Here is a 22,373-nt window from a genome sequence, read left to right as displayed (position 1 = left end):
CCCGAACTGGGCGCCACCGTCATCAAGGAGCTGCTCTCGCGCAGCAAGCTCAGCGCCGAGCAGATCAACGAAGTGATCCTGGGCCAGGTGCTGACCGCCGGCTCGGGCCAGAACCCGGCGCGCCAGAGCGTCATCAAGAGCGGCCTGGCCCATGGCACGCCGGGCCTCACCATCAACGCCGTGTGCGGCTCCGGCCTCAAGGCCGTGATGCTGGCGGCCCAGGCCGTGGCGTATGGCGACAGCGAGATCGTCATYGCCGGTGGGCAAGAGAACATGAGTGCCGCGCCCCACGTGCTGCTGGGCTCGCGCGACGGCCAGCGCATGGGCGACTGGAAGATGACCGACTCCATGATCACCGACGGCCTGTGGGACGTGTACAACCAGTACCACATGGGCATCACCGCCGAGAACGTGGCCAAGAAGTACAACATCGGCCGCGAGGCGCAGGACGCYTTYGCSCTGGCCAGCCAGCAAAAGGCCGCTGCCGCACAAGAGGCCGGCAARTTCAAGGACGAGATCGTCCCYGTCACCATCCCGCAGAAGAAGGGCGACCCCGTCGTCTTCGCCAGCGACGAGTTCATCAACAAGAAGACCACCGCCGAAGCCCTGGCCGGCCTGCGCCCCGCGTTCGACAAGAGCGGTGGCGTGACGGCGGGCAACGCCTCGGGCCTGAACGACGGCGCCGCCGGTGTCGTGGTGATGACCGCCAAGAAGGCCGCCGCGCTGGGCCTGACCCCGCTGGGCCGCATCGCCAGCTTCGCCACCGTGGGCCTGGACCCGGCCATCATGGGCATGGGCCCGGCCCCCGCTTCGCGCAAGGCGCTGGAGCGCGCCGGCTGGAAGGCCGCCGACCTGGACCTGCTGGAAATCAACGAAGCCTTCGCGGCACAAGCCTGCGCGGTGAACAACGAGATGGGCTGGGACACCAGCAAGATCAACGTGAACGGTGGCGCGATCGCCATCGGCCACCCGATCGGCGCGTCCGGCTGCCGTATCCTGGTCACGCTGCTGCACGAGATGGCACGGCGCGANATCAACGTGAACGGTGGCGCGATCGCCATCGGCCACCCGATCGGCGCGTCCGGCTGCCGTATCCTGGTCACGCTGCTGCACGAGATGGCACGGCGCGAYGCCAAGAAGGGCATCGCGTCCCTGTGCATCGGCGGCGGCATGGGTGTGGCCCTCACGATCGAGCGCGCGTAATTTTTTCAACAGAAGGAGAGACAGACATGAGCGACAAGAACAAAGTGGTGCTGGTCACCGGCGGCATGGGCGGCCTGGGCGAGACCATCTCGACCAAGATGGTGGACGCGGGCTACAAGGTGGCCGTGACCTATTCGCCGGGCAACAAGACGCACGCCGAGTGGGTGGACCAGATGGCCTCGCGCGGCTACAAGATCACGGCCGTGGCCTGCGACGTGGCGGACTACGACTCCTGCGTCAAGGCCGTGGCCGATGTGACGGCCGCGCTGGGCAACATCGACGTGCTGGTCAACAACGCCGGCATCACGCGCGACATGACCTTCAAGAAGATGGACACGGTGAACTGGAACGCCGTGATGCGCACCAACCTGGACAGCCTGTTCAACATGAGCAAGCAGGTCGCCGATGGCATGGTCGAGCGCGGCTGGGGTCGCATCATCAACGTCTCGTCGGTCAACGGCTCCAAGGGCGCGTTCGGCCAGACCAACTACTCGGCCGCCAAGGCCGGCGTGCACGGCTTCACCAAGGCACTGGCACTCGAAGTGGCGAAGAAGGGCGTGACGGTCAACACCATCTCGCCGGGCTACATCGGCACCAAGATGGTCACGGCCATCCCGAAGGAAGTGCTGGACAGCAAGATCCTGCCGCACATCCCGGTGGGCCGCCTGGGCAAGCCGGAAGAAGTGGCCGGTCTGATCATCTACCTGGCTTCGGAAGAAGCCGCCTTCGTGACGGGCGCCAACATCGCCATCAACGGCGGCCAACACATGCAGTAAGAGGTCCACCCCGTCTGGGCGGCTCACTTGGTCGTGCCGCCCCATCCCCCTCGAGGGGCGCCGCCACGGCCTGGCAGAGCCAGGGCCAAAGCGTCCGCTGGCATGGCCTGTTCCGCGCCCCTTGATTCGGTGCTTGCAACTCTCTGCTGGATTTGCTGCCACGCGCAGCGCAAAGGACTGACATGGCTTTCAAACACGGCATCGACCAGGCCGCCCTGGTCAACCAATTCACCGAAGCCTCGGCCAAGCAGGGCGAGGTGGTGCGTAAGGCGGTGCACGACGCCACGCTCAAGGCACTGCAAAGCCGCGAACTCACGCTGGCCAACATCCGGCAGGTGCTGGGCACGGTGACCAAGGCGGCCTCGGCCGGCGCGGCCGGCAGCTCGCTGCCGGCGCCCGACGTGGAGGCCCTGCTGGGCAAGGCCTTCGCGGGCATGGACAGCGCGCTGGAACAGGCCGTCAAGGCCAGCCAGCGCGCGTTGCAGCAGATGGTGGACCAGGGCGCCAGCCTGCGCGAGACCCAGCTCAAGAAGGCGCTGGCCGACATCGAGAAGATGGAGGACGCGCTGTTCGCCAGCGTGCGCAAGGCGGCCGCCGGCGCGGGCACGCCCGAGCTGCCCGAGGGGCCGTGGTCGGGCGTGCTCAAGACGCTGCAGGCCCAGCACAGCGGCACCGGTGCGCGCGCCACGGCCGCCGTCGAGCAGCTCATGGCCGACACGCAGAAGGGCCTGCGCGATGGCCGCGCCCTGGGCCTGCGCGCCTCGCAGGCCATGCTGGACAGCTACGCCACGCTGGTGAGCGGCGTGCTGATCGGCATGTCGGATGCGTTGCAGCAGAGCCCGGCGCCGGCACCGGCACCGGCACCGGCGCCCGCGCCTGCCAAGCGCCAGGCCAAGCGCTGAAAGGGCTGCCGGCCCCTTGCCGCCGCGCAGGGGGCCGGCGCGCCTGTGCGATGAGCCACGCATGACCCCGGGGCCACCCACTTTCTCCAGACGCTGGCGCGGCCTGCCGCGCTGGTGCGGCGCTTTGGTCCTGGTGGCCCTGGCCGCGTTCGCCGGCCACGAAGCGACCGTGCACTCGGCGCTGGCCCGCCTGCGCGAGGCGGCCGACCACCGGCTCGACATGCTGGCCAGTGCACTGGATTCCGAGCTGACGCGCTTCGAGCATCTGCCCGCGCTGCTGGAGATGACGCCGCTGGTGCCGGCCCTGCTCGGCGCGCCGGGCGACGCCCGCCTGCGCGCCGCCTTGAACCGCTACCTGGGCGGCGTGAACGCCACGGCGGGCGCCGAGATGCTGTATGTGCTGGACAGTGCCGGCGTCTCCATTGCGGCCTCGGATTCTGACAAACCGGGCACCACCGTGGGCCAGGACCTGTCGTTCCGCCCCTACGTGGCCGACGCGCTCCAGCAGGGCCGTGGCCGCTTCTACGGCATGGGCATCACGAGCGGCCGGCCGGGCTACTACGTGTCGTATGCCCTGCGCGACGACCTGCCGGCGCGCGGCGTGGTCGCCGTCAAGGTCAACCTGGCCGATGCCGAGCGCAGCTGGCGCAGCCTGCCCGGCGACGTGCTGCTGGTCGACGAGCGCGGCGTGGTGATCCTGTCCACGCGCGACGAGTTGCGCTTTCGGCCCGTGCAGGCGCTGGACGGCCTGCAGCTGGCCGACGTGCTGCGCACCCGCCCCTACGGCGATGCGCAGCTGCAGCCCCTGCCCTGGACGCTGAAGGACACGCTGGACCGCGACACGGCGCTGGTCACGCTCGACGGGCGCGACCAGCTGGCATCGTCACGCCGGCTGCGCAGCGCGCCGTGGCAACTCACGACGCTGGACGACATGGCGCCCGTGCACCTGTCGGCGCGCAATGCCGCCGTGACCGCCGCGCTGGCCATGTCGGTGCTGCTGCTGGTGGCCGTGACGCTGTGGCAACGCCGCCGCGCCGTGCGCCACAAGCTCGCCAACCAGGCCGCGCTGCAGGCCGCGCACGACACACTGGAATCCACCGTCGTGGCGCGCACCGCGCAGCTGCGCGCGGCGCAGCACGAGCTCGTGCACGCCGGCAAGATGGCCGCGCTGGGGCAGATGTCGGCCGGCCTGGTGCACGAGCTGAACCAGCCGCTGACCGCGCTGCGCACGCTGACCGAGAGCGCCGCCCTGCTGCTGGACCAGGACCGCAAGAAGGACGTGCAGGCCAACCTGCAGCGCATCACGCGCATGGTGGACCGGCTGGCGCGGCTGACCACGCGGCTCAAGACCTTCGCGCACAAGGCCGAGGCACCCGGCGCGCCCGTGCCGCTGGCGCACTGCCTGGCCGACGCCCAGGCCAGCGTGGCCGAGGCGGCCCGGCTGGCGCAGGTCCGCATCGTGCTCGACCTGCAGCCGCCCGAGTTGCAGGTGCTGGCCGACGAGGCCGCGCTGAGCAGCGTGCTGGTGAACCTGATGCGCAATGCCATCGAGGCCATGCAGGCCACGCCCGAGCGCACGCTGCGCATCGGCGCGCGGCTGCGCGGCTCGCGCGCGCTGATCGAGGTGCGCGACACCGGCCACGGCATCGCCGCGGACATCCTGCCGCGGCTGTTCGAGCCCTTCGTGACCAGCAAGCCAGCCGGCGCCGGCCTGGGCCTAGGCCTGGTCATCTCGGCGCAGCTGCTGCGCGCGATGGATGGCACGTTGACCGCGCGCAACGAGGTGGGCGGCGGCGCCTGCTTCCTGATCGACCTGAAGGCCGTCCCATGAGGCCACCCCTTCTGCCCGGCGCGCAGCGCCCGGCGTACCGGACCACGAAAGAACCAGCTGCATGAACACCATGACCCCGATCCAGGTCCTGCTCGTCGAAGACGACGAGGACGTGCGCCAGAGCACGGCCCAGGCGCTGCAACTGGCCGGCTTCGACGTCGAGAGTTTCGCCAGCGTGGAGGCCACGCGTGCGCGCATCCAGCGCGGCGCGCCCGTGGTCGTCGTCTGCGACGTGAAGCTGCCCGGCGCCAGCGGCACCGACTGGCTGCCGCAGATCCGCGCCGTCGATGCCGAGCTGCCCGTGATCCTGGTGACCGGCCACGGGCACATCGCCATGGCCGTGCAGGCCATGCGCGAGGGCGCGTACGACTTCATCGAAAAGCCCTTCACCCGCGAACGGCTGGCGGCCATCGTGCGCCACGCGGTGGAGCGCCGGCAGCTCGCCCTGCAGGTGCGCGAGCTGCGCGACGCGCTGGAGGACTGGCACGGCATCCAAGCGCTGCTGATCGGCCGCTCCGCCGAGATGCAGCAGGTGCGGCGCACCGTGATGTCGCTGGCCGACACCTCGGCCGACGTGCTGATCTACGGCGAGACCGGCACCGGCAAGGAACTCGTGGCGCGCTGTCTGCACGAGCACAGCGAGCGCCGGCGCAAGAACTTCGTGCCCATCAACTGCGGCGGCCTGCCCGAGACCCTGGCCGAGAGCGAGCTGTTCGGCCACGAGGCCGGCGCCTTCACGAGCGCGAACCGGCTGCGCGTGGGCAAGTTCGAGCATGCCGACGGCGGCACGCTGTTCCTGGACGAGATCGAGAGCATGCCCATGGGCGTGCAGATCAAGCTGCTGCGCGCGCTGCAGGAGCGCTGCATCGAGCGCATCGGCTCGAACCGGGCGATCCCGGTGGACTGCCGCATCGTGGCCGCCAGCAAGGGCGACCTGAAGGAACTCAGTGACCAGCACAAGTTCCGCGCCGACCTGTACTACCGCATCGGCGTGGCCTTCATCGAGCTGCCGCCACTGCGCGAGCGGCGCGAGGACATCCCGCTGCTGTTCGAACACTTCACGCTGCTGGCCGCCAGCCGCTACGCACGCGCCGCGCCCACCCTGAGCAGCGCGCAGATCGCCGACCTGATGGGCTACGACTGGCCCGGCAACGTGCGCGAGCTGCGCAACGTGGCCGACCGCTTCGTGCTGGGCCTGCCCGGCGAGCGCCTGACCCGCCTGCGCGGCGCCGACGCCGGCCCGGCCCTGCCGCGCGGCCTGCCGCAGCAGGTGGAATCCTTCGAGCGCGCGGTCGTCGTCGAGATGCTGCGGCGCCACCAGGGCGACCAGTCGGCCACCGCGCAGGCGCTGGCCATCCCGCGCCAGACGCTGCACGACAAGCTGCGCAAGATGGGGATCGCGGCGGATGAGTTCAGGTGAGGGAGATCACTCGGGCCAGGACAGCGCCGCCACCATGCCGCCGCTGATGGCCTGGCTGCGGATCTTGCGCGCGGCCTCGGGCGCCGCGGCGTGCAGCTTGCGGTACCAGGCCGAGGCCTCACCCGGGTTTTGCTCGACGAGGTAGCTCAGCGTCATGAGCGCCAGCACCGGCGGCGCGGCCGGTTGGCGCGACATGAAGACCTGGGCATGCTCACGCGCATGCGCCGACATGCCGGCCTGCAGGTAGCTCTGCGCCAGGTACAAGCGCGCGTCCAGCGCTTCGGGCACCAGGCCCACGCCCTTGACAAGTGCTTCGATCGCGCGGCCCAAGTTCCTGGCGCGCATCTGCGCGTGGCCCAGGTTGATCCAGCCATTGGGCAGTGCGGGGTCCAGCCGCACGGCGGTCTCCAGCGCCGCTACGGCCTCGGGCAGGCGCCCGAGCTGCATCAGGGCATAGCCTTTGGAACTCCAGGCCACCGACTCGGAGGGGTTGTCGGCCAGCGCGCGCTCGATGTAGACCAGCGCACCCGCCATGTCGTTCTGCGCGCCCAGCGCGCGGCCCATGACGAGGTTCAGCCGGCGGGTCACGGGCGGTGCGCCTTCGGCCTCGCGCAGCCGTGCCAGCGCACCGGGCACGTCCCCGGTAAACACCAGGCTCTCGGCCCAGAGCACGAGGTCGTCGGACTGCAAGGGGCCCAATTCCGAAAGCCGCGCGTAGGCCGCGATGGCCTCCTTGAACTGGCGCGCGTCGAATGACAGGCGGGCCAGCAGGCGCTGGGCCGCGGGCTCCGCCGGCCGCAGGCGCAACGCGGCCTGTGCATCGGCCAGCGCCCGCTCGGGTTGCTGCAATACACGGAAGGCTTCGCCGCGGTTGGCCAGCACGGCGGGGTCGTCCGGTTCCACGGCCAGCGCCCGCGTGAAGGCCTGCTCGGCATCGGCCCAGCGCTGGGTGGCCGACAGCACCGCACCCAGTCCGTTCCACAACGACGCATGGCGGCCATCGAGCGCCAGCCCCTTGCGGAAGGCCTCTTCGGCCTGGGCATGGCGTTGCTTGCGCAACTCGATCCACCCCAGCTGTAGCAGGGCGTCGGTCTGGCGCGCGGTGGCCCTGGCCTGGCCGTCGGCGGACTGGTCGGCCGGCGCCGCACCGCCAAGGCGCACGGCCGTGGCGAAGGCGCGCCGCGCCGCGTCGGCCTGGCCCAGGCGGTCTTCCTGCCGGCCCAGCTCGGTCCACAGGCGCGGGCTGAAAGGCCTCTTGCGCAAGGCCAGCCGCAACTCGTCGCGCGCCGCCTCGGCCTGGCCCGTCTGCTGCAGCGCGAAGGAGCGCACGATGTGCACGTCGGCGTTGGCCGGCTCGCGCCGTGCCGCCTGCTGCAGGGCCTGCTCGCCCTCGCTGGCCCGGCCCGCGCCGATCAGTGCGCGGGCGAGTTCCACCCAGGCGCTGGCCAGGTCGCCATCCTGCGCCAGCGCGCCTCGGGCATGCACCTCGGCCTCGGCATGGCGGCCCCTGTGGTTGGCCACGCGGGCCAGGTAGACCACGGCCGCAGTCGACGCGGGCTGGGCCCCGGCCCAGGCCAGCGCATGGCGCTGCAGGCCGTCCCAGTCGTTGCGGTCGAACCGTTCGAGCGCCACGGCGGCCCAGCGCTGCTCGGCCGGCGGCGCGGGCTCGGCCGGGGGCCGCGGCGCGCCCTGCGCCAGCAAGGCGGCCACGGCCTCGGCCGGCAGCACGAGGTTCAGGTTCTGCCCGGTGCCCAGGATGGCGGTGGTCAGCCCCAGCAGTCGCGCCTGGCGGTCGAACAGACCGCCGCCGCTGGAGCCGGGCGACACCGGCGCCGTGGCGGCCAGGCGGCCGTGCGGCGTGCCGGCCTGCACGCTGGACAGCAGGCCGCTGCTGACCGCCAGGCCGAAGCCGAGCGGGTTGCCCACCGCGTACACCGGCTCGCCGATCGCCAGGTCGCGGCTCGGCCGCAAGGCCACGGGCGGTGCCGCGAGGCCGGGCGCCTCCAGCAGGCACAGGTCCATGCCGGGGAGCTGGCGCGTCCACTGCGCCGCCTGCGCGCCACTGGCCGCGGCCAGCCGCAGCGTTACGGCGCTGCGCACCACGTGGCAGTTGGTTGCCACCAAGCCGGGGCCGACGACCACGCCGCTGCCCTGCCCGTCGGGCTGGCCGGCGGCGTCGAGCGCATGCACCGTGACCACCGAGGCACTCGCGCGTGCGAACACCTGCTGCGCATCGCGCGCCGAACCAGCGTCGTCCTTGGCCTGCGCGAAGGGCAGCGCCAGCAGCAGCGCGCAGCCCAGCATGTGTGCTGTGTAAGGGCGCCGCATCACCGGGCCTCCTCGTAGGGCAGCACCAGGCTGCGGTAGACCAGGTCGGCACGGCCCGGGTCGAGCTCGCGCAGGCGGCGCACGGTCTGCGCGGCCTGCTGGTGCTGCCCCAGGTTCTGCTGCACGAGCACCAACGTGCTCCACAGCGTGGCATCGCGCGCGTCCAGCTGCAGCGCGCGCTCGATGGCCGGCAGGGCTTCGGCATGGCGGTCGAGCCAGACCAGCACGCGGCCCTGCAGCGCCCAGTGCGCCGCGGTGTCGGGCTGCTCGGCTACCAACCGCTCCGCGACGGCCAGCGCCTCCCCGGCACGGCCGGCCATGCGCAATGCATCGCCCAGCAGCAGGCGCCAGTACGCGGTGTCGGGGTCGCGCTGCACGGCATCGTGCAGCGCGGCGATGGCCTCGGGGTGGCGCTCCAGCGCCGCCAGGGCCAGGCCCAGGTCGGCATGCACCCAGGCGCTGCCTTGCGCGTCGCGCGCCAGGCTGGTGCGCAGCGCCTGCACCGCGGCGTCGGGCCGCCCCGTGCGCGACGCGAGCAGGCCGCGCAGGTCCAGGCCTGGGCACTGTCGGCGTGAGTCGGCGGCAGTTGCTGCAGCTCGGCGTGCGCGCGCGCGAAGTCCTGGGCCTGCACGAGCGCGCCGACCAGTTGCTGGCGCGGCCAGGCTTCGTCTGGGTACAGCCCCGACAGGCGGGCGAAGATGGCCGCGGCCGTGCCGGGGTCCTGGCGCGACTGCGCCAGCGATGCGAGGCCGCGGTAGGCGCCGACCAGCCACGGGTCGAGCGCCAGCGCGCGGCGGTAGGACGACTCGGCCGCCTCCCCGTCGCCGCCCGCGTGCAGCGCGCGCGCCAGCAGCCAGTGGGCACGCGCTTCGCCGCCATGCTCGGCCACGAGCTGGCGCGCCAGCGTCGTCGCCTCGGCCAGCTGGCCATGCTGCAGGCCGGCCTGGGCCAGATCCAGGCCGGCCTGCACCTCCTGCGGGCGTACGCGCCGCAGCGCGCGCCAGGCCTTCAGCTCGTCCTCGGGCAGTTGCCGTGCACGCGCGGCCTCGGCCGCGAAGCGCAATGCGTCGGGCTGGTCAGGCTGCGCCGCCAGCCATTGCGCCGCATGCGCGGCCAGGGCCGGCCACTGTGCCTGGCGCCCCAGCGCATGGCCGGCATCCAGCCGCGCCAGTTGCGCGGCGGCGGCCGCCGCGCGTGGCGCCATCTCGGCCAGCCAGGCGACGGGGGCGCCGAAGTTGACGTTCTGCCCGTCGCGCCGCCGGTAGTCGAGCAGGGCGAGCAGCCGCCCGTCCGCGTCCAGCAGCGCACCGCCCTCCGAGCCGGGCGAGACGGCGCGGTGAACTGGATCAACGCACCGGCCGCGTCCTGCCGCACCCCGGCCACCACGCCCTCGGAAATGCCCACGCCCAGACCCAGGGCGTTGGAGACGGCGAACACCCGCTGCCCGGCTTGCGGCAATGCGGCCTGTAGCGTGGCGGCCTGCCCCAGTACCTGCTGCGCCTGCAACTCGCACAAGTTGCGCTCGCGGTCGCGGGCGCCCAGCAGCGCCGTGCTCTGCGCGTCGCCCACGCGCAGGCGCAGCGTCATCGACGCCTCGATGTCGTCGCACACAGTGACGAACCGCCCTGGGGCCACCTGCGTGGCACTGCGCTCGGTGATGCGCTCCCCGCCCGCGTCGAAGATGCCCAGCGCAGCGACCGATGTCGCGGTGCTGGCATGGATATCCCGGGGGGACAGTGCGGCGGAGGAACAGGCAATGCCCAGCAGGGCAAGGCCGATGATGGCGCGACATTTCTGGCGCTGTACTCGATTTCGCATGCAGGTATGCTAGCCCGCCGCGCTGCGTTCGATGTCGTGCCTCGCCTTCGACGTTACGGAAACCTGGCGCACTTCAACTCGTCAATCAACGAACGACTTCAACTACAAGTGTTTGGCATCGCCCGTCCAGCAGGCTTGCCTGTTTTGAACATCAGATCCGCCTGTCGAAGAACACTGCATGACCATCATGCACACCCGCCTGGCTACCGCGGCCGACCTCGATACCGTCGCCGCCCTGTTCGATGCCTACCGGCAGTTCTATGCGCAGCCCGCTGACCTGGGCCTCGCCACCCGCTTCATGCGGAAACGCATCGAGAACAACGAATCGGTGGTCTTGCTGGCGTTTGACGATGCCCGGCATGCCATCGGCTTCTGCCAGCTATATCCCAGCTTCTGTTCCATCGAGGCCAAGCCGATCTACACGCTGTACGACCTGTTCGTTGCCCCTGCGGCGAGGCGCTCGGGCGCCGGGAGGCAGTTGCTCCAGGCGGCGCAATCGCTTGCAGCCAGCCGCGGCAAGGCACGGCTGGACCTGACAACCGCGAAGACCAACAAGCCCGCGCAAGCCGCATATGCGTCGCTCGGCTGGGTGCGGGACGAAGTGTTCTTCGCTTACAGCAAATCGATCCCGGCCTGAAAAACCCCTGGTTCTCCGGCAGCCGGCCCCGGCCCTGCCCCGCCAGGGCTATGCTCCAGGCCATGCCATCCGCAGCGACATCGCCGGCCTTGTCCATCACGCACGTGCGCGCCCGCCGATGGGCCTTCTGCGCGGCACTGCTCGCCGCAACGGCCCTGGCGCCGCAGGCCGAAGCCTCCCAATCCCTGCGCTGCGACGGCGCGCTGGTGACGCGCGGCGAATCGCCGGTCACGCTGCTGCGCAAGTGCGGCGAGCCGGTGTACCGCCAGGCCGTCTGCGTGCCGATGCTGCAGCTGGGCTGGATCGTCACCCCGTTCCGACTGGACGGCCCCGGCGCCGTGCTGGCCGCGCAGTGCGTGCCGATGGAGGAATGGACCTACGACCGCGGGCCGGGCATGTTCCTGGGCATCGTGCGCATCTACAACGGCTCGGTCGAATCCGTGCGCGACGGTGACCGCCAGAGATAAAGCCATGACACCCCACTTCCAGCCCGTCGCGCTGCACCACGCCAGCCGCCTCATCAACCATGGCCCCACGGTGCTGGTGACCAGCGCGCACGGCGCGGCGCGCAACATCATGGCGGCGGCCTGGTCCATGCCCGTGGAGTTCACGCCGCCGCGCATCGCGGTGGTGATCGACAAGCAGACGTGGACGCGCGAGCTGGTCATGGCCAGCGGCGCGTTCGGCCTGTGCGTGCCGGGCGCCGCACTGACCGACCTGACCTATGCCGTAGGCAGTGCCAGCGGCAGGGCCGGCGACAAGTTCGCGCAGCACGGGCTCACGCCCACGCGCGGCCCGGTGCTGGGCGTGCCGCTGCTCGAGGACGGCTGCGCGGCCTGGCTGGAATGCCGGCTCATCCCCGAGCCGCACACGGAACGGGCCTACGACACCTGCTTCGCCGAAGTCGTGGCGGCCGCCGCCGACGCGCGCATCTTCGCGGACGGGCACTGGTCGTTCCGCGAGGACAACGCCGCGCTGCAGACCATCCACCACCTGGGCGCGGGCAACTTCGTGCGGGCCGGCGGCATGTGGCGCGCGCAGCCGCCCACGGCGTGAGCCCATGCAGCCCGAGGACCTGCTCAAGCTCGCCACGCTGGCCATGCCCTTCGGCAAGCACAAGGGCACGCTGATCGCCGATCTGCCCGGCAATTACCTGGCCTGGTTTGCGCGCGAGGGCTTCCCCAAGGGCGAGATCGGCCGGCTGCTGGCGCTGATGCTGGAGATCGACCACAACGGCATGCGCCATCTGCTGCAGCCACTCAAGCCACGCTGACGCTTTGGCGCGGCCACTCCGACGCCCGGCTGCGGCCCCGGCCTACATCTGGGAACATGGCGTAACAACCCCCGACCGGGCGGCTTGCTACGATCGCACGACGGTCGACTTGTGTACCGGTGCACGGTCCACGGCGCCCCGCTGGCAACGCACCCAACCACGACGAGACACCATGCCTACCACCACGCTCCGATCCCTGGCTCTGACCGTGCAGGAGCACCGCGCTGGCGAATACCGGTGGTCCATCCTCGAGCGCTTCGAGGACGACGAGCCCTTCGAGGTCCTGCTCGCCGCCGAGGAAAGCTGCCGCACCTATGGCGAGGCGCTGGAGAACGGCAAGAGCGTGCTCAGCGCGCTGGCCGACGGCAACATGGCGATCGGCCCGCGCGTGAACGTGGACGACATGCCGCTGTTCGTGGAGACCTCGCGGCCCGGGCTGTACGAACTTGTGGAGGACGGCGTGGAGCAGCCCACGCTGCCCCTGCGCCGGCCCCGCTGAGACTGCGGCCCGCCGCACGCGCGGTGGGAGAATCGCCGGCTTTGCGCCCGCGCCCGCCATGGATTTCCAGCCCATCCTCGACGACATCGCCGCCACGCTCGCCGCCGACCGCGGGCTGCACGGCCAGGTCGCCAGCTACATCCCCGCGCTTGCGCGCATCGACGCGCGCCACTTCGGCCTGGCGCTGACCACCACCGAAGGCCAGAGCGCCGTGGCCGGCGACGGCGCGCTGCCGTTCTCGATCCAGAGCATCTCCAAGGTGTTCACGCTCACACTGGCCATGCAGCAGCTGGGCGAGGACCTGTGGGCACGCATCGGCCGCGAGCCTTCGGGCGACCCGTTCAATTCGCTGGTGCAGCTCGAGCACGAACAAGGCAAGCCGCGCAACCCCTTCATCAATGCCGGCGCCATCGCCGTGGCCGACCGGCTGGTCAGCGTGTTCGGCCACCGCGCCAAGGCCGAGCTGCTGGCGCTGATGGGCGGCCTGGCCGGCGAGCCGATCGCGTTCGACGAGGAGGTGGCGGCCTCGGAGGCGCAGACCGGCTTTCGCAACCTGGCGCTGGCCAATTTCATGAAGAGCTTCGGCAAGCTGGACAACCCGGTCGACGCCGTGCTGGACCTGTACTTCCACCAGTGCGCGCTGCGCATGAGCTGCGTGCAGCTGGCGCGCGCGGCCAGCTACCTGTGCCGCGACGGCGCGGGCATCTGCACCGAACGCCAGACGCGGCGCATCAACGCGCTGATGCTGACCTGCGGCACCTACGACGCGGCCGGCGAGTTCGCGTTCCGCATCGGCCTGCCGTGCAAGAGCGGCGTGGGCGGCGGCATCGTGGCCGTGATGCCGGACCGGCTGACGCTGGCCGTGTGGTCGCCGGCCCTGGACGCGACCGGCAACTCGGCCCTGGGCATGCGCGCGCTGGAGCTGTTCGTGGCGCGCACCGGGCTTTCCGTCTTCTAGGAGACGGCCTCCCCGCTCAGAGCAGGCGCTGCACGCGCTGCCAGATGCGCGCGCCCTGCTCCGTCTCGGCCTTGCGGGCCTGTGCCGCCTCGGGCGTCAGCCGCGTCCAGCAGTCGCAATCGACGCGTGCCTGGCGGAACGCGGCGGTCGCGCGGCCGCTCGGGTCGTGCAGCGCCAGCAGGTTGTTGCTGTCGTAGAGCTCGCTGCGCGGGTCCAGGTTGTACGAGCCCACCAGCAGCCAGTCGTCGCCGATGGCGGCGGCCTTGGTGTGCACCGAGCCCAGCCCGGGCTGCAGCTCGTAGACCTGGATGCCGCCAGCGATCAGCGCGCCCAGCGTCTGGTAGGCAACCCGGTTCACGGGCTTGAGGTCGGTGGAGGCCAGCGAGTTGGTGCGGATGTTGACCGTGAGGCCGGCGCGCGCCGCGGCCAGCAGGCTGTCGCGCAGCGCAGCCAGCGCGGGCGTCTCGCCCGACAGGAACAGGTAGGCATTGACGATGTCGATCGTGCCCGGCGCGCCGCGCGCCGTGCGCTCGCGGATGCGCTCGACATAGGCCTGCGTGATGGCCGCGTCGCCGCCGGGCGCGCCCAGGTTGTTGACGAGGTAGCCGTCCAGGTCGGGCAGCGGCGCGCGCGCGCTGGTGAAGGCATCGGCACGCAAGGCCTCGGGTGCGCCGGCAGGGGCGGCGGGCGGCACGTCCATCACCCAGGCGTCCGGCGCGCGCACATCGGTGGCGCCGGCCCACAGCGCGTCGAAGGCGCTGCGTTGCGCGCGGCTCGGCCCGCTGGCATCGCAGGCGTGCACGTCGGTGTCCTGGAAGGCGCGGGCCCGGGCCGGCGCGTTGCGGTGGTAGGCGTCGGCCAGGTTGCGCCCACCCATGATGAAGCAGCGGCCATCGGCCAGCAGCAGCTTGTGGTGCGTCCAGTGCAGGAAGCGGTGCAGCTCGTCCACGATCAGCCGCACCGCGGGCGCCTCGCTCCAGGGGCCGGCATCGGCGGGCGCCAGCGCGTGCAGCATCTGCATGGCGCTGGCGCCCATGGCCTGCGGCGGCTGCTGCGCCAGGGCGGCCAGCGCGGCCGTGACCTGCGCGGGGAACAGCGGGCTGGGTGCCAGCGCGGCCAGCGCCAGGCGCGGGTCGGACGTGGTCAGCCCGGCCACCAGCCGCGCGCCGTCGATGCCGGCGGCCTGCAGCGCCTCGCGCAGGGCCGCGGAAGGCGCGCCACGGCGCCGCACCGTGATGCCGGGATGCGCAGCCAGGGCCTGCAGCATCGCCGTTTGCCGGTAGGTCATGAAGTAATCGACCAGCAGGCGCACGCGCAGGCCGCGCTGGCGCTGCGTGGCCGCGACCAGGTCCTGCAGCAGCACGCGCGTGCTGGCGTCGTCCTCGACGATGAAGTAGGCCAGGTCCAGGCTGCGCGTGGCGCTGGCGATCAGCGCGCGCTTGGCCTGCCAGGCCTCGTCGTTGTCGGTGAGCAGGCGGATCTGCGTGAAGCGCTCCAGCGGCGCGCCGTCCGCCTGGGCCAGCCCGCCCGCCGGCAGCGCCAGGCACAGCCAGAGCAGCGCGCGGGCCCAGGCCGTCATGCCGGCGCCCCCATGGCGAGCCCGTCCGCCGCTCCCTCGACGGCGAGCGCGCGCGGGATGTCGATCTGCACGGCCGTGCCGCCGCTGCCACTGCGGATCTGCAGCTGCAGCCCCATCTCGGCCGCGCGCCGGTGCATGCCGGGCAGGCCGCGCCCGGGCGCCACGCTGTCGGCCTGGTAGCCGCGGCCGTCGTCGCGCACGACCAGGCCGACATGGCCGGGCGGCGCGTCGCGCGCGGCCTCGATGTGGATGGCGTGCGCATGGGCATGGCGCACGGCGTTGTGGATGGCCTCCTGCACGATGCGCAGCACCTGCAGCGCCAGGGCCGGCGGCAGCACCAGCGCGTCGGGGAACGCGTCCATGCGCCAGTGCAGTGCCAGGCCGATGGCGTGCAGCCGCGGCTGCAGGCGCTGGCGCAGGTTGCCCAGCAGCGACACGAACTCGCCCGTGCCCGAGGCCGATGCGTCCACGATCAGCCGCAGCTCGTCGGCGCAGGCGCGCAGCGCATCGGCGAAGGCCGGGCCGTCGACCACGCCGCGCTCGGCCATGCGCAGCGCCGCGCCCAGCTGCAGGCCCAGGCCGTCGTGCATGTCCTGCGTGATGCGCTGGCGCTCGTCGAAGGCAGCGCGCGCGCTGGCCAGCTCGGCCTGGGCTGCCGCGCCGGCCGCGGCCACCACGCGGTCGACCAGCATCCAGGTGATCAGCAGCACCAGCGGGATGCCGACGTAGTGCGCGATGTAGCTGGCATCGAACGGCACGACGTTGGCCGTGATCAGCAGCTCGCGCACCGTGAGCGGCACGTACAGCCAGGCCACGAGCGCAGCCAGCACCGCCGGCACCGAGCGCGCGCGCAGCGCATGGCGCGTGGACACCAGCAGCAGCACCGCCGAGCCCGGCAGCCAGATCGCCAGCCAGACCGCGATGACCCAGGGCAGTGGCGCCCAGCCCTGGAACGCCGCGAAGATGCCCAGCGTGCCCAGCACGCCCATGGCCACCAGGAACTGCTCCACGCGCGGCCAGTGCAGCTGCGTGAGCCGCAGCAAGAACGGCGTGAAGCAGATGAAGAACCAGCCCTGGGCCGAATAGACCACCACGTCGTAGGCCACGACGGGCAGCGGCACGTCCTGCACGAAGTAGTTGGCGTAGCGCACGGCCCAGGCCAGCATGGCCAGGCCGAACAGGCCATAGAGCGCCTCGCGCCCCATGCGCCACCAGCAGACGATGCCGATGAAGGCCGCCACCAGCGCCACGGCGCACGACACCAGCGCGCCCTTGACGTGCAGCGCGTACAGGTCGGCATGGCGCGCGCGCAGCGCCTGGGCGTCGCCGACCTGCACCGTGCCCAGGCCGCTGTTGGCGTTGCGCAAGGCGTAGATGCGCACGTCCAGCACGTTGGGCCCGGGCCGCAGCAACGGGGCCGGCACCTCGACGAAGAACGGGTGGTTCCAGTTGCGCGTGACGGGTTCGGCCATCCGCCCGCCCGACAGCACGCGCACGCCGTTGACGAAGAACTCGCCGTTCATGGACAGGCGGCGCACCAGGATGCCCACGCCGTCGGCCGCGTCCGCCGGCCGCGTGAACACCATGCGGTACCAGCCGATGCCCTGGGCCTCGCGCCGCGCGGACGACCAGTTGTCGGGCAGGCGCACCTCGGCCCAGCCGGCGCTGTCGGGCGGCGGTGTCGCGTCGTCCCGCAGCACGAAGCGCGCAGCGTCTATGGCCTGCGCCGGCTGCGCCACGGCGCCCGGCAGCCACAGCGCCAGCAGCAGCAGGCAGCAGGCGGCGAAGCGGGCGCGCATGCGGCACTCCGCCCGGTCATGCCCAGTCCAGCAGGCCGAGCTGGCGGGCCTCGTAGACGGCCTCGGTCTTGCTGTGCACATCCAGCTTGCCGTACAGGTTGCGCACATGGGCCTGCACCGTGGCCGTGGCGATGCCCAGGCAGGCGCCGGTCTCCTGGTAGTTGCAGCCGCGGGCGACCAGGCGCAGCACGTCCATCTCGCGCGGCGAGACGGTGTCGGCCGCCACGTTCGCGCGCGGGCGGGCCGGTTTGGGCGCATGCGCCTGCCAGCGCGCCAGGAGTTGGCGCGCGATGATGGGGGACATCGGCGAGCCGCCGGCGTGCAGGTCCATCACGTGGCGGGCCAGCTCGTCCTGCGTGCCGTCCTTCACAAGGTAGCCGCAGGCACCGGCCTCGAAGGCCTGCACCATGTGGGCCGCGTCGGCGAAGGTGGAGACGACCATCACGCTGCACTGCGGCTGCACGCCGCGCGCGTGGCGGATCACGTCCAGCCCCGGCCGGTCGGGCAGTCCCAGGTCGACCAGCAGCACATCGACCGGGTTCGCGTCCAGCCAGCGCTGCATGGCGCAGGCCGTGCCGCAGGCCTGCAGCAGCCGCAGTTGCGCATTCGCGCCGATGGCCTGCACGAGACGCTCGCGCACCTCGGGGTCGTCCTCGACGAGGGCCACGGTGACGGGGGCATCGTGCATGCGGTTTCTCCACGAAACAGCCAGCGCCGCGCCGGCCACCGCTACAGCTTGGACGCTGCGGCCCCCGACTGCAAGACTGCCCTTTCAATCGCGTTGGCAGAACTGATGACGTTCACCCGCGATGGCGCCGCACTACCGTGTTTTAACGATGTAGCGGCCCGGCCCGGCCACTAGCCTTGGTCCAGGTGATCGATGGCAGGCCCCGTGCGCATCCCGCGAACGACCGGCCGCCGGATGGCCACCTTCCCGCAACCATGGTTCAAAGGAGTACGTCATGACCACATCGCCCAAGCTGAACGAACAGGATCTGCCGCAACTGGCCGGCGCCGCCGTCGAGCGCGCGCTGGCGGCCCGCCAGGCCATCACCGAGCTGAGTGCCGAGCAAGCCGACCTGGTCGGCGGCGCACGTCTCTCGCTCGGCCCCGTGCTGCAGCAGCCGGTGCTGACCATCAAGCCCGGCGACTGGGCCGGCCCGCTGCTCGTGCAGGGCATCAACCAGTTCCAGACGCCGGTGCTGAACGGCGCCGTCCAGCGCCAGTTCTGAGGCCAGCGCCATGCCCGCCGACCCCACGGTTCTGTGTCCGAGCGCCCATCCGGACATGGCCGGCGCGCGGGTGTTCGCCGTCGTCGGCGGCAGCGCGGACGCGCCGCGCGCCGACTACCTGGAGCACCCCGTGCCCCTCACCGACGCGGTGCGCGCACTGGCCGGGCCGGTGGACCCGGCCGAGGTCTTCCGCATGGCCTCGCCCTGCGTGGGCAGCGCCTGCCACCACTTCGACGACGGCGAGCACAGCTGCCGGCTGGCGAAGAAGACGGCGGCGCTGGCCCCCATCGTCGTGGAGCGCCTGCCGCGCTGCGCGATCCGGCCGACCTGCCGCTGGTGGAAGCAGGAGGGCGTCTCCGCCTGCCGGCGCTGCCCGCAAGTGGCCACGCTGAATTTCGTGCCCCACGAGGCGATGCGCGCGGCGGCCGACCCGGCCGTCTCGCTCTAGCCACCGGCTGCCGCGCGGCCCCCGGCGGTCACGCCGCGCGGCAGCTTCCTCATCCGTGACCGCCTGCAAGGGAGACGACCATGGTCGAACTCGATGAACTGCAAGTGCTGGAGGTCAGCGGCGGCATGCGCAAGCTGCCGGGCACCCTCTACCCCACCAGCTTCACAGGCCCTGCGCTGTATGTGGACGGCGTGTTCTGGGGCTACCTGAACCCGTGACGCCCTGCGCCTGGAGCCCCGCCCGGGGCTCCAGCGCCCGATCCGCCCAGGAGAGACCCCATGTTCCGCATCGAAGCCCTGCGCCACCAGAACAGCCCCGTCGCCGGCGAGGTGCTGCTGGCGCCCCTGCCCGGCGCACGCCTGCTGGTGGCCTGCGTGGCGGGCTTCGCGCTGGCGCTGGTGGGCTTCGGCTTGTGGGGCCAATACACGCGCAAGGAGCACGTGGTCGGCTACCTCGCGCCCACGGCCGGCCTGGTGAAGGTCTTCACGCCGCAGGCCGGCCAGGTCGTCGACCTGCGCGTGGCCGAGGGGCAGGCCGTCAAGCAGGGCGATGTGCTGCTCACCGTCTCCAGCGAGCGCGCTTCCATGGAGCAGCGCGGCACCCACGCGGCCGTGCGGCACGAGGTCGCGCAGCGCCGCGACAGCCTGCGCCGCGAGCAGGCCAAGCAGGACCAGATCGACAGCCTGGGCGCCACCACGTTGGCGCAGCGCGTGCGCGCGCTGGAGATGCAGCAGGCGCAGGCGCAGGACCAGATCGACCTGCAGGCCAGCCGCATTGCCAGCGCCGAGCGCAGCCTGCGCCGCGACGAAACGCTGGTGGCCGAGAAATTCCTGTCCGAAGCCTCGCTGCAGACCAAGCAGGAGGCGCTGATCGACCTGCGTGCGCAGCTGGCCAGCCTGCGCCGCAGCGCCGCCGCGCTCGGCAGCGAGCTGCAGACGGCGCGTGGCGAACTGGCCGCCAGCGCGCTGCGCCAGGCCAACACCACGGCCGCCATCGCGCGCCAGATCTCCGAGCTGGACCAGCAGCTGACCGAGGCCGACGTGCGCCGCAGCGTGGTGCTGACCGCGCCGGTCGACGGCACCGTCGCCGCGCTGCTGGTGCACCCCGGCCAGCAGGCCGAGCCCGCCGCGCCGCTGCTGTCCATCCTGCCGGTGGGGGCCGAGCTGCAGGCCGAGCTGCTGGTGCCCACGCGCGCGGCCGGCTTCATCCGCGCCGGCCAGGCCGTGGCGCTGCGCTACCAGGCCTTCCCCTACCAACGCTTCGGCCACCACCTGGGCGAGGTGCTGCAGGTCGGCCGCTCGGTGATCCAGCCCGGCGAGGGCAACCCGCCGCTGGCCATGACCGAGCCCATGTACCGCGTGACCGTGCGCCTGCCCGCGCAGCAGGTGAAGGCCTACGGCCAAGGCGTGGCGCTGCGCGCAGGCATGGTGTTCGACGCGGATGTGTGGATCGACCGGCGCCGCATCGTCGAGTGGCTGTTCGACCCGCTGTACTCGGTCACCGGGAGGGTCTGACGATGCTCGATTTCTCCTTGCGGCGCCAGACGCCGGTGATGGTGCAGACCGAGGCGGCCGAGTGCGGCCTGGCCTGCCTGGCCATGGTGGCGGCGCACCACGGCCACTGCGTCGACCTGCCCACGCTGCGCAGCCGCCATGCCGTCTCGCTCAAGGGCTCGACGCTGACCGACCTGATGCGCGTGGCCGGTGCCATGGACCTGGCCCCGCGCCCGCTGCGGCTGGACCTGGGGCACCTGTCGCAGCTGCAGCTGCCCTGCGTGCTGCATTGGGACTTCAACCATTTCGTGGTGCTGGTGCGCATCGACGGCGACCAGCTCGTGGTGCACGACCCGGCCGTGGGCCGGCGCGCGCTGGCGCTGGCCGAGTTCTCCAAGCACTTCACCGGTGTGGCGCTGGAGCTGCGGCCCACGCCCGCCTTCCAGCCGCGCACCGAGCGCCAGCGCGTGCGCCTGATGGCCCTGGTCGGCCGCGTGCCGGGCCTGGGCGGCGCGCTGGGCCAGGTGCTGCTGCTGGCAGTCGTGTTGCAGGTCTTCGCCATCGCCGGCCCCTTCCACATGCAGTGGGTGGTGGACCAGGCGCTGGTCGCACACGACCGCGACCTGATCGCCGTGCTGGGCATCGGCTTCCTGCTGCTGGCGCTGGTGCAGACGGGCGTGACGGCGTTGCGCGCCTGGCTGCTGATCGTGCTGGGCACGCAGCTGAACCTGCAGCTCATGACCCGGCTGCTGCGGCACCTGCTGCGCCTGCCGATGGCCTGGTTCGAAAAGCGCCACGTGGGCGACGTCATGTCGCGCTTCGAATCGCTGGGCGCGCTGCAGCGCACGCTGACCACCAGCTTCCTGGAAGCCATGATCGACGGCGTGATGGCGCTGGCCACGCTGGCCATGATGCTGGTCTACAGCCCCCGGCTGGCGGCCATCGCCGTGGCCGCGGCGGTGCTGTACACCGTGCTGCGGCTGGCGCTGTACGCGCCGGTACGGCTGGCGACCGAGGAGCAGATCGTGCGCAGCGCGCGCCAGCACAGCCACCTGCTGGAAAGCGTGCGCGGCATGCAGAGCATCAAGCTGCTGGGCCGCGAAGAGCAGCGCGGCGCGACCTGGCAGAACCTGGTGGTGGACGAGTTCAACGCCGGCATCCGCGCCAAGCGCCTGGCGCTGGCCTACCAGAGCGGCCAGGGCGCGATCTTCGGCATCGAGAACGCCGTCACGCTGTGGCTGGGCGCGCTGCTGGTGCTGGACGTGGCCCAAGGGTCAGCCTTCTCGGTCGGCATGCTGTATGCCTTCATCTCGTACAAGTCGCAGTTCATGCAGCGCACCGCGGCGCTGGTGGAAAACGCACTGCAGCTGCGCATGCTGAACCTGCACACCGAACGCGTGGGCGACATCGCCATGGCAGGCGTGGAAGACGCGGCCGGCGCCGAGCCCGGCCTGGCCGCGCTGGCCGACGTGGGCATCGAGTTCAAGGACGTGTCGTTCCGCCACGGCGAGAGCGAGCCCTGGGTGCTGCAGGACTTCAGCCTGCGCGTGGCCGAGGGCGAGTCGGTGGCCATCGTCGGCCCCTCGGGCTGCGGCAAGACCACGCTGGTCAAGCTGCTGCTGGGGCTGCTGCAGCCCACGGCCGGCAGCATCGAGATCGGCGGCCGGCCGCTCACGCGCGTCGGCCTGGCCACCTGGCGCGACGCCGTGGCCAGCGTGATGCAGGACGACCAGCTCTTCGCTGGCTCCATCGCCGAGAACATCGCCTTCTTCGAGCCCGCACCCGACCACGCCCACCTGGAGGCCTGCGCGCGCCTGGCCGCCGTGCACGAGGACATCGCCGCCATGCCCATGCAATACAACACGCTGGTGGGCGACATGGGCACGGTGCTGTCGGGCGGGCAGAAGCAGCGCATCCTGCTGGCCCGTGCGCTGTACCGCCGCCCGCGCGTGCTGGTGCTGGACGAGGCCACCAGCCACCTGGACATCGCACGCGAACGCAGCGTGAACGAGGCCGTGCGCGGGCTGCGGCTCACGCGCATCATCGTGGCGCACCGGCCCGAGACGATCGCGTCGGCGGACCGGGTGGTGCTGTTGGCGGGCGGGCAGGCGCATGGCGTGGTGCTGCCGCCCGGCGCGACCGCCCACGAACGGATCGCGGCAGGCCAGTGAGGGTTG

20 protein-coding genes and 3 pseudogenes are annotated in these 22,373 nt (G+C 71.9%); 17 read left to right on the top strand and 6 right to left on the bottom strand.

Annotated features, from left to right (window positions below; all coding sequences use genetic code 11):
• The 6 genes and pseudogenes from ASF43_RS08990 to ASF43_RS08970 form a co-directional block, all read left to right on the top strand.
• A pseudogene (locus ASF43_RS08990) lies at positions 1-1,031 on the top strand (acetyl-CoA C-acetyltransferase); the annotation flags it as partial.
• A gap of 73 nt (positions 1,032-1,104) precedes the next feature.
• Positions 1,105-1,203: pseudogene (locus ASF43_RS32220) on the top strand (hypothetical protein); the annotation flags it as partial.
• A gap of 26 nt (positions 1,204-1,229) precedes the next feature.
• Positions 1,230-1,979, top strand: a complete 750-nt coding sequence (gene phbB / locus ASF43_RS08985) for an acetoacetyl-CoA reductase (RefSeq protein ID WP_056179250.1) — start codon at positions 1,230-1,232, stop codon at positions 1,977-1,979.
• Positions 1,980-2,161: 182 nt separating this feature from the next.
• A complete protein-coding gene (locus ASF43_RS08980) occupies positions 2,162-2,881 on the top strand; it encodes a DUF6781 family protein (RefSeq protein ID WP_056179246.1) in 720 nt (239 codons plus the stop codon).
• A gap of 61 nt (positions 2,882-2,942) precedes the next feature.
• The gene (locus ASF43_RS08975) at positions 2,943-4,712 is read left to right on the top strand and encodes an ATP-binding protein (protein ID WP_156373232.1); all 1,770 of its coding nucleotides are present in this window, start codon (positions 2,943-2,945) and stop codon (positions 4,710-4,712) included.
• Between the two features lie 61 nt (positions 4,713-4,773).
• Positions 4,774-6,132 (top strand): sigma-54 dependent transcriptional regulator, encoded by a 1,359-nt coding sequence (locus ASF43_RS08970; RefSeq protein WP_056179242.1) that lies wholly within the window; start codon positions 4,774-4,776, stop codon positions 6,130-6,132.
• Positions 6,133-6,138: 6 nt separating this feature from the next.
• Here ASF43_RS08970 and ASF43_RS08965 read toward each other — a convergent pair whose 3' ends face one another.
• From ASF43_RS08965 to ASF43_RS32215, 3 genes and pseudogenes are all read right to left on the bottom strand, one after another.
• Positions 6,139-8,460, bottom strand: a complete 2,322-nt coding sequence (locus ASF43_RS08965; RefSeq protein ID WP_082497729.1) for a serine protease — start codon at positions 8,458-8,460, stop codon at positions 6,139-6,141.
• Positions 8,460-8,999 (bottom strand): tetratricopeptide repeat protein, encoded by a 540-nt coding sequence (locus tag ASF43_RS31235; protein WP_255358104.1) that lies wholly within the window; start codon positions 8,997-8,999, stop codon positions 8,460-8,462. Before ASF43_RS31235 ends, ASF43_RS08965 begins: the two co-directional genes overlap by 1 nt.
• A gap of 68 nt (positions 9,000-9,067) precedes the next feature.
• Positions 9,068-9,664: pseudogene (locus ASF43_RS32215) on the bottom strand (tetratricopeptide repeat protein); the annotation flags it as partial.
• Between the two features lie 792 nt (positions 9,665-10,456).
• Here ASF43_RS32215 and ASF43_RS08950 point away from each other — a divergent pair.
• The 6 genes from ASF43_RS08950 (at position 10,457) to ASF43_RS08925 (ending at position 13,645) form a co-directional block, all read left to right on the top strand.
• A complete protein-coding gene (locus tag ASF43_RS08950; protein WP_056179235.1) occupies positions 10,457-10,915 on the top strand; it encodes a GNAT family N-acetyltransferase in 459 nt (152 codons plus the stop codon).
• Positions 10,916-11,004: 89 nt separating this feature from the next.
• On the top strand, positions 11,005-11,382 hold the full coding sequence (locus ASF43_RS08945) for a DUF2845 domain-containing protein (RefSeq protein ID WP_235578188.1): 378 nt from the start codon (positions 11,005-11,007) through the stop codon (positions 11,380-11,382).
• 4 nt (positions 11,383-11,386) lie between these two features.
• Complete coding sequence (locus ASF43_RS08940; RefSeq protein ID WP_056179232.1) at positions 11,387-11,971, top strand: flavin reductase family protein; 585 nt, start codon at positions 11,387-11,389, stop codon at positions 11,969-11,971.
• Positions 11,972-11,975: 4 nt separating this feature from the next.
• Positions 11,976-12,188 (top strand): DUF3820 family protein, encoded by a 213-nt coding sequence (locus tag ASF43_RS08935; RefSeq protein ID WP_056179230.1) that lies wholly within the window; start codon positions 11,976-11,978, stop codon positions 12,186-12,188.
• 172 nt (positions 12,189-12,360) lie between these two features.
• Positions 12,361-12,687 carry a hypothetical protein gene (locus tag ASF43_RS08930; RefSeq protein ID WP_156373229.1) on the top strand — a complete coding sequence of 109 codons (327 nt, stop codon included), beginning with the start codon at positions 12,361-12,363 and terminating at the stop codon, positions 12,685-12,687.
• Positions 12,688-12,745: 58 nt separating this feature from the next.
• Entirely contained in the window at positions 12,746-13,645 is a 900-nt protein-coding gene (locus ASF43_RS08925; protein WP_056179224.1) for a glutaminase, read from the top strand.
• Between the two features lie 16 nt (positions 13,646-13,661).
• Here ASF43_RS08925 and ASF43_RS08920 read toward each other — a convergent pair whose 3' ends face one another.
• From ASF43_RS08920 to ASF43_RS08910, 3 genes are read right to left on the bottom strand one after another with little or no spacing between them, the layout of a single operon-like run.
• Positions 13,662-15,224 (bottom strand): phosphatidylserine/phosphatidylglycerophosphate/cardiolipin synthase family protein, encoded by a 1,563-nt coding sequence (locus ASF43_RS08920; protein ID WP_056179221.1) that lies wholly within the window; start codon positions 15,222-15,224, stop codon positions 13,662-13,664.
• Positions 15,221-17,023: an ATP-binding protein gene (locus ASF43_RS08915; protein WP_056179219.1), complete on the bottom strand. Its 1,803-nt coding sequence runs from the start codon at positions 17,021-17,023 to the stop codon at positions 15,221-15,223. The genes ASF43_RS08920 and ASF43_RS08915 overlap by 4 nt, the downstream gene beginning before the upstream one ends.
• A gap of 16 nt (positions 17,024-17,039) precedes the next feature.
• Positions 17,040-17,711, bottom strand: a complete 672-nt coding sequence (locus tag ASF43_RS08910) for a response regulator transcription factor (RefSeq protein ID WP_056179213.1) — start codon at positions 17,709-17,711, stop codon at positions 17,040-17,042.
• Between the two features lie 274 nt (positions 17,712-17,985).
• Here ASF43_RS08910 and ASF43_RS08905 point away from each other — a divergent pair, with 274 nt between their 5' ends.
• The 5 genes from ASF43_RS08905 (at position 17,986) to ASF43_RS08890 (ending at position 22,367) form a co-directional block, all read left to right on the top strand.
• On the top strand, positions 17,986-18,255 hold the full coding sequence (locus ASF43_RS08905) for a hypothetical protein (RefSeq protein ID WP_056179210.1): 270 nt from the start codon (positions 17,986-17,988) through the stop codon (positions 18,253-18,255).
• A gap of 10 nt (positions 18,256-18,265) precedes the next feature.
• A complete protein-coding gene (locus ASF43_RS08900) occupies positions 18,266-18,703 on the top strand; it encodes a hypothetical protein (RefSeq protein ID WP_056179208.1) in 438 nt (145 codons plus the stop codon).
• 80 nt (positions 18,704-18,783) lie between these two features.
• A complete protein-coding gene (locus ASF43_RS30555) occupies positions 18,784-18,921 on the top strand; it encodes a hypothetical protein (RefSeq protein ID WP_156373228.1) in 138 nt (45 codons plus the stop codon).
• A gap of 60 nt (positions 18,922-18,981) precedes the next feature.
• Positions 18,982-20,217 carry an HlyD family secretion protein gene (locus tag ASF43_RS08895; RefSeq protein ID WP_056179205.1) on the top strand — a complete coding sequence of 412 codons (1,236 nt, stop codon included), beginning with the start codon at positions 18,982-18,984 and terminating at the stop codon, positions 20,215-20,217.
• A gap of 2 nt (positions 20,218-20,219) precedes the next feature.
• A complete protein-coding gene (locus ASF43_RS08890) occupies positions 20,220-22,367 on the top strand; it encodes a peptidase domain-containing ABC transporter (protein WP_056179204.1) in 2,148 nt (715 codons plus the stop codon).
• Positions 22,368-22,373 lie beyond the last annotated feature (6 nt).

It is taken from the genome of Pseudorhodoferax sp. Leaf267 (genome assembly GCF_001422405.1).
Classification (GTDB): Bacteria; Pseudomonadota; Gammaproteobacteria; order Burkholderiales; family Burkholderiaceae_C; genus Pseudorhodoferax.
Note: the sequence above shows the minus strand (reverse complement) of the source record. Positions and strands in the feature narration are given on the sequence as shown.

Excerpts from the sequence above, each read along its gene's own strand:
- ASF43_RS08930 (WP_156373229.1), top strand. The coding sequence starts at position 12,361 with ATGCCTACCACCACGCTCCGATCCCTGGCTCTGACCGTGCAGGAGCAC.
- ASF43_RS08905 (WP_056179210.1), top strand. The coding sequence starts at position 17,986 with ATGACCACATCGCCCAAGCTGAACGAACAGGATCTGCCGCAACTGGCC.
- ASF43_RS08925 (WP_056179224.1), top strand. The coding sequence starts at position 12,746 with ATGGATTTCCAGCCCATCCTCGACGACATCGCCGCCACGCTCGCCGCC.
- ASF43_RS08920 (WP_056179221.1), bottom strand. The coding sequence starts at position 15,224 with ATGACGGCCTGGGCCCGCGCGCTGCTCTGGCTGTGCCTGGCGCTGCCG.
- ASF43_RS08890 (WP_056179204.1), top strand. The coding sequence starts at position 20,220 with ATGCTCGATTTCTCCTTGCGGCGCCAGACGCCGGTGATGGTGCAGACC.
- ASF43_RS30555 (WP_156373228.1), top strand. The coding sequence starts at position 18,784 with ATGGTCGAACTCGATGAACTGCAAGTGCTGGAGGTCAGCGGCGGCATG.
- ASF43_RS08900 (WP_056179208.1), top strand. The coding sequence starts at position 18,266 with ATGCCCGCCGACCCCACGGTTCTGTGTCCGAGCGCCCATCCGGACATG.
- ASF43_RS08965 (WP_082497729.1), bottom strand. The coding sequence starts at position 8,460 with ATGCGGCGCCCTTACACAGCACACATGCTGGGCTGCGCGCTGCTGCTG.
- ASF43_RS08915 (WP_056179219.1), bottom strand. The coding sequence starts at position 17,023 with ATGCGCGCCCGCTTCGCCGCCTGCTGCCTGCTGCTGCTGGCGCTGTGG.
- ASF43_RS08950 (WP_056179235.1), top strand. The coding sequence starts at position 10,457 with ATGACCATCATGCACACCCGCCTGGCTACCGCGGCCGACCTCGATACC.
- ASF43_RS08935 (WP_056179230.1), top strand. The coding sequence starts at position 11,976 with ATGCAGCCCGAGGACCTGCTCAAGCTCGCCACGCTGGCCATGCCCTTC.
- ASF43_RS08910 (WP_056179213.1), bottom strand. The coding sequence starts at position 17,711 with ATGCACGATGCCCCCGTCACCGTGGCCCTCGTCGAGGACGACCCCGAG.
- phbB (WP_056179250.1), top strand. The coding sequence starts at position 1,230 with ATGAGCGACAAGAACAAAGTGGTGCTGGTCACCGGCGGCATGGGCGGC.
- ASF43_RS08940 (WP_056179232.1), top strand. The coding sequence starts at position 11,387 with ATGACACCCCACTTCCAGCCCGTCGCGCTGCACCACGCCAGCCGCCTC.
- ASF43_RS08970 (WP_056179242.1), top strand. The coding sequence starts at position 4,774 with ATGAACACCATGACCCCGATCCAGGTCCTGCTCGTCGAAGACGACGAG.
- ASF43_RS08895 (WP_056179205.1), top strand. The coding sequence starts at position 18,982 with ATGTTCCGCATCGAAGCCCTGCGCCACCAGAACAGCCCCGTCGCCGGC.
- ASF43_RS08975 (WP_156373232.1), top strand. The coding sequence starts at position 2,943 with ATGACCCCGGGGCCACCCACTTTCTCCAGACGCTGGCGCGGCCTGCCG.
- ASF43_RS08980 (WP_056179246.1), top strand. The coding sequence starts at position 2,162 with ATGGCTTTCAAACACGGCATCGACCAGGCCGCCCTGGTCAACCAATTC.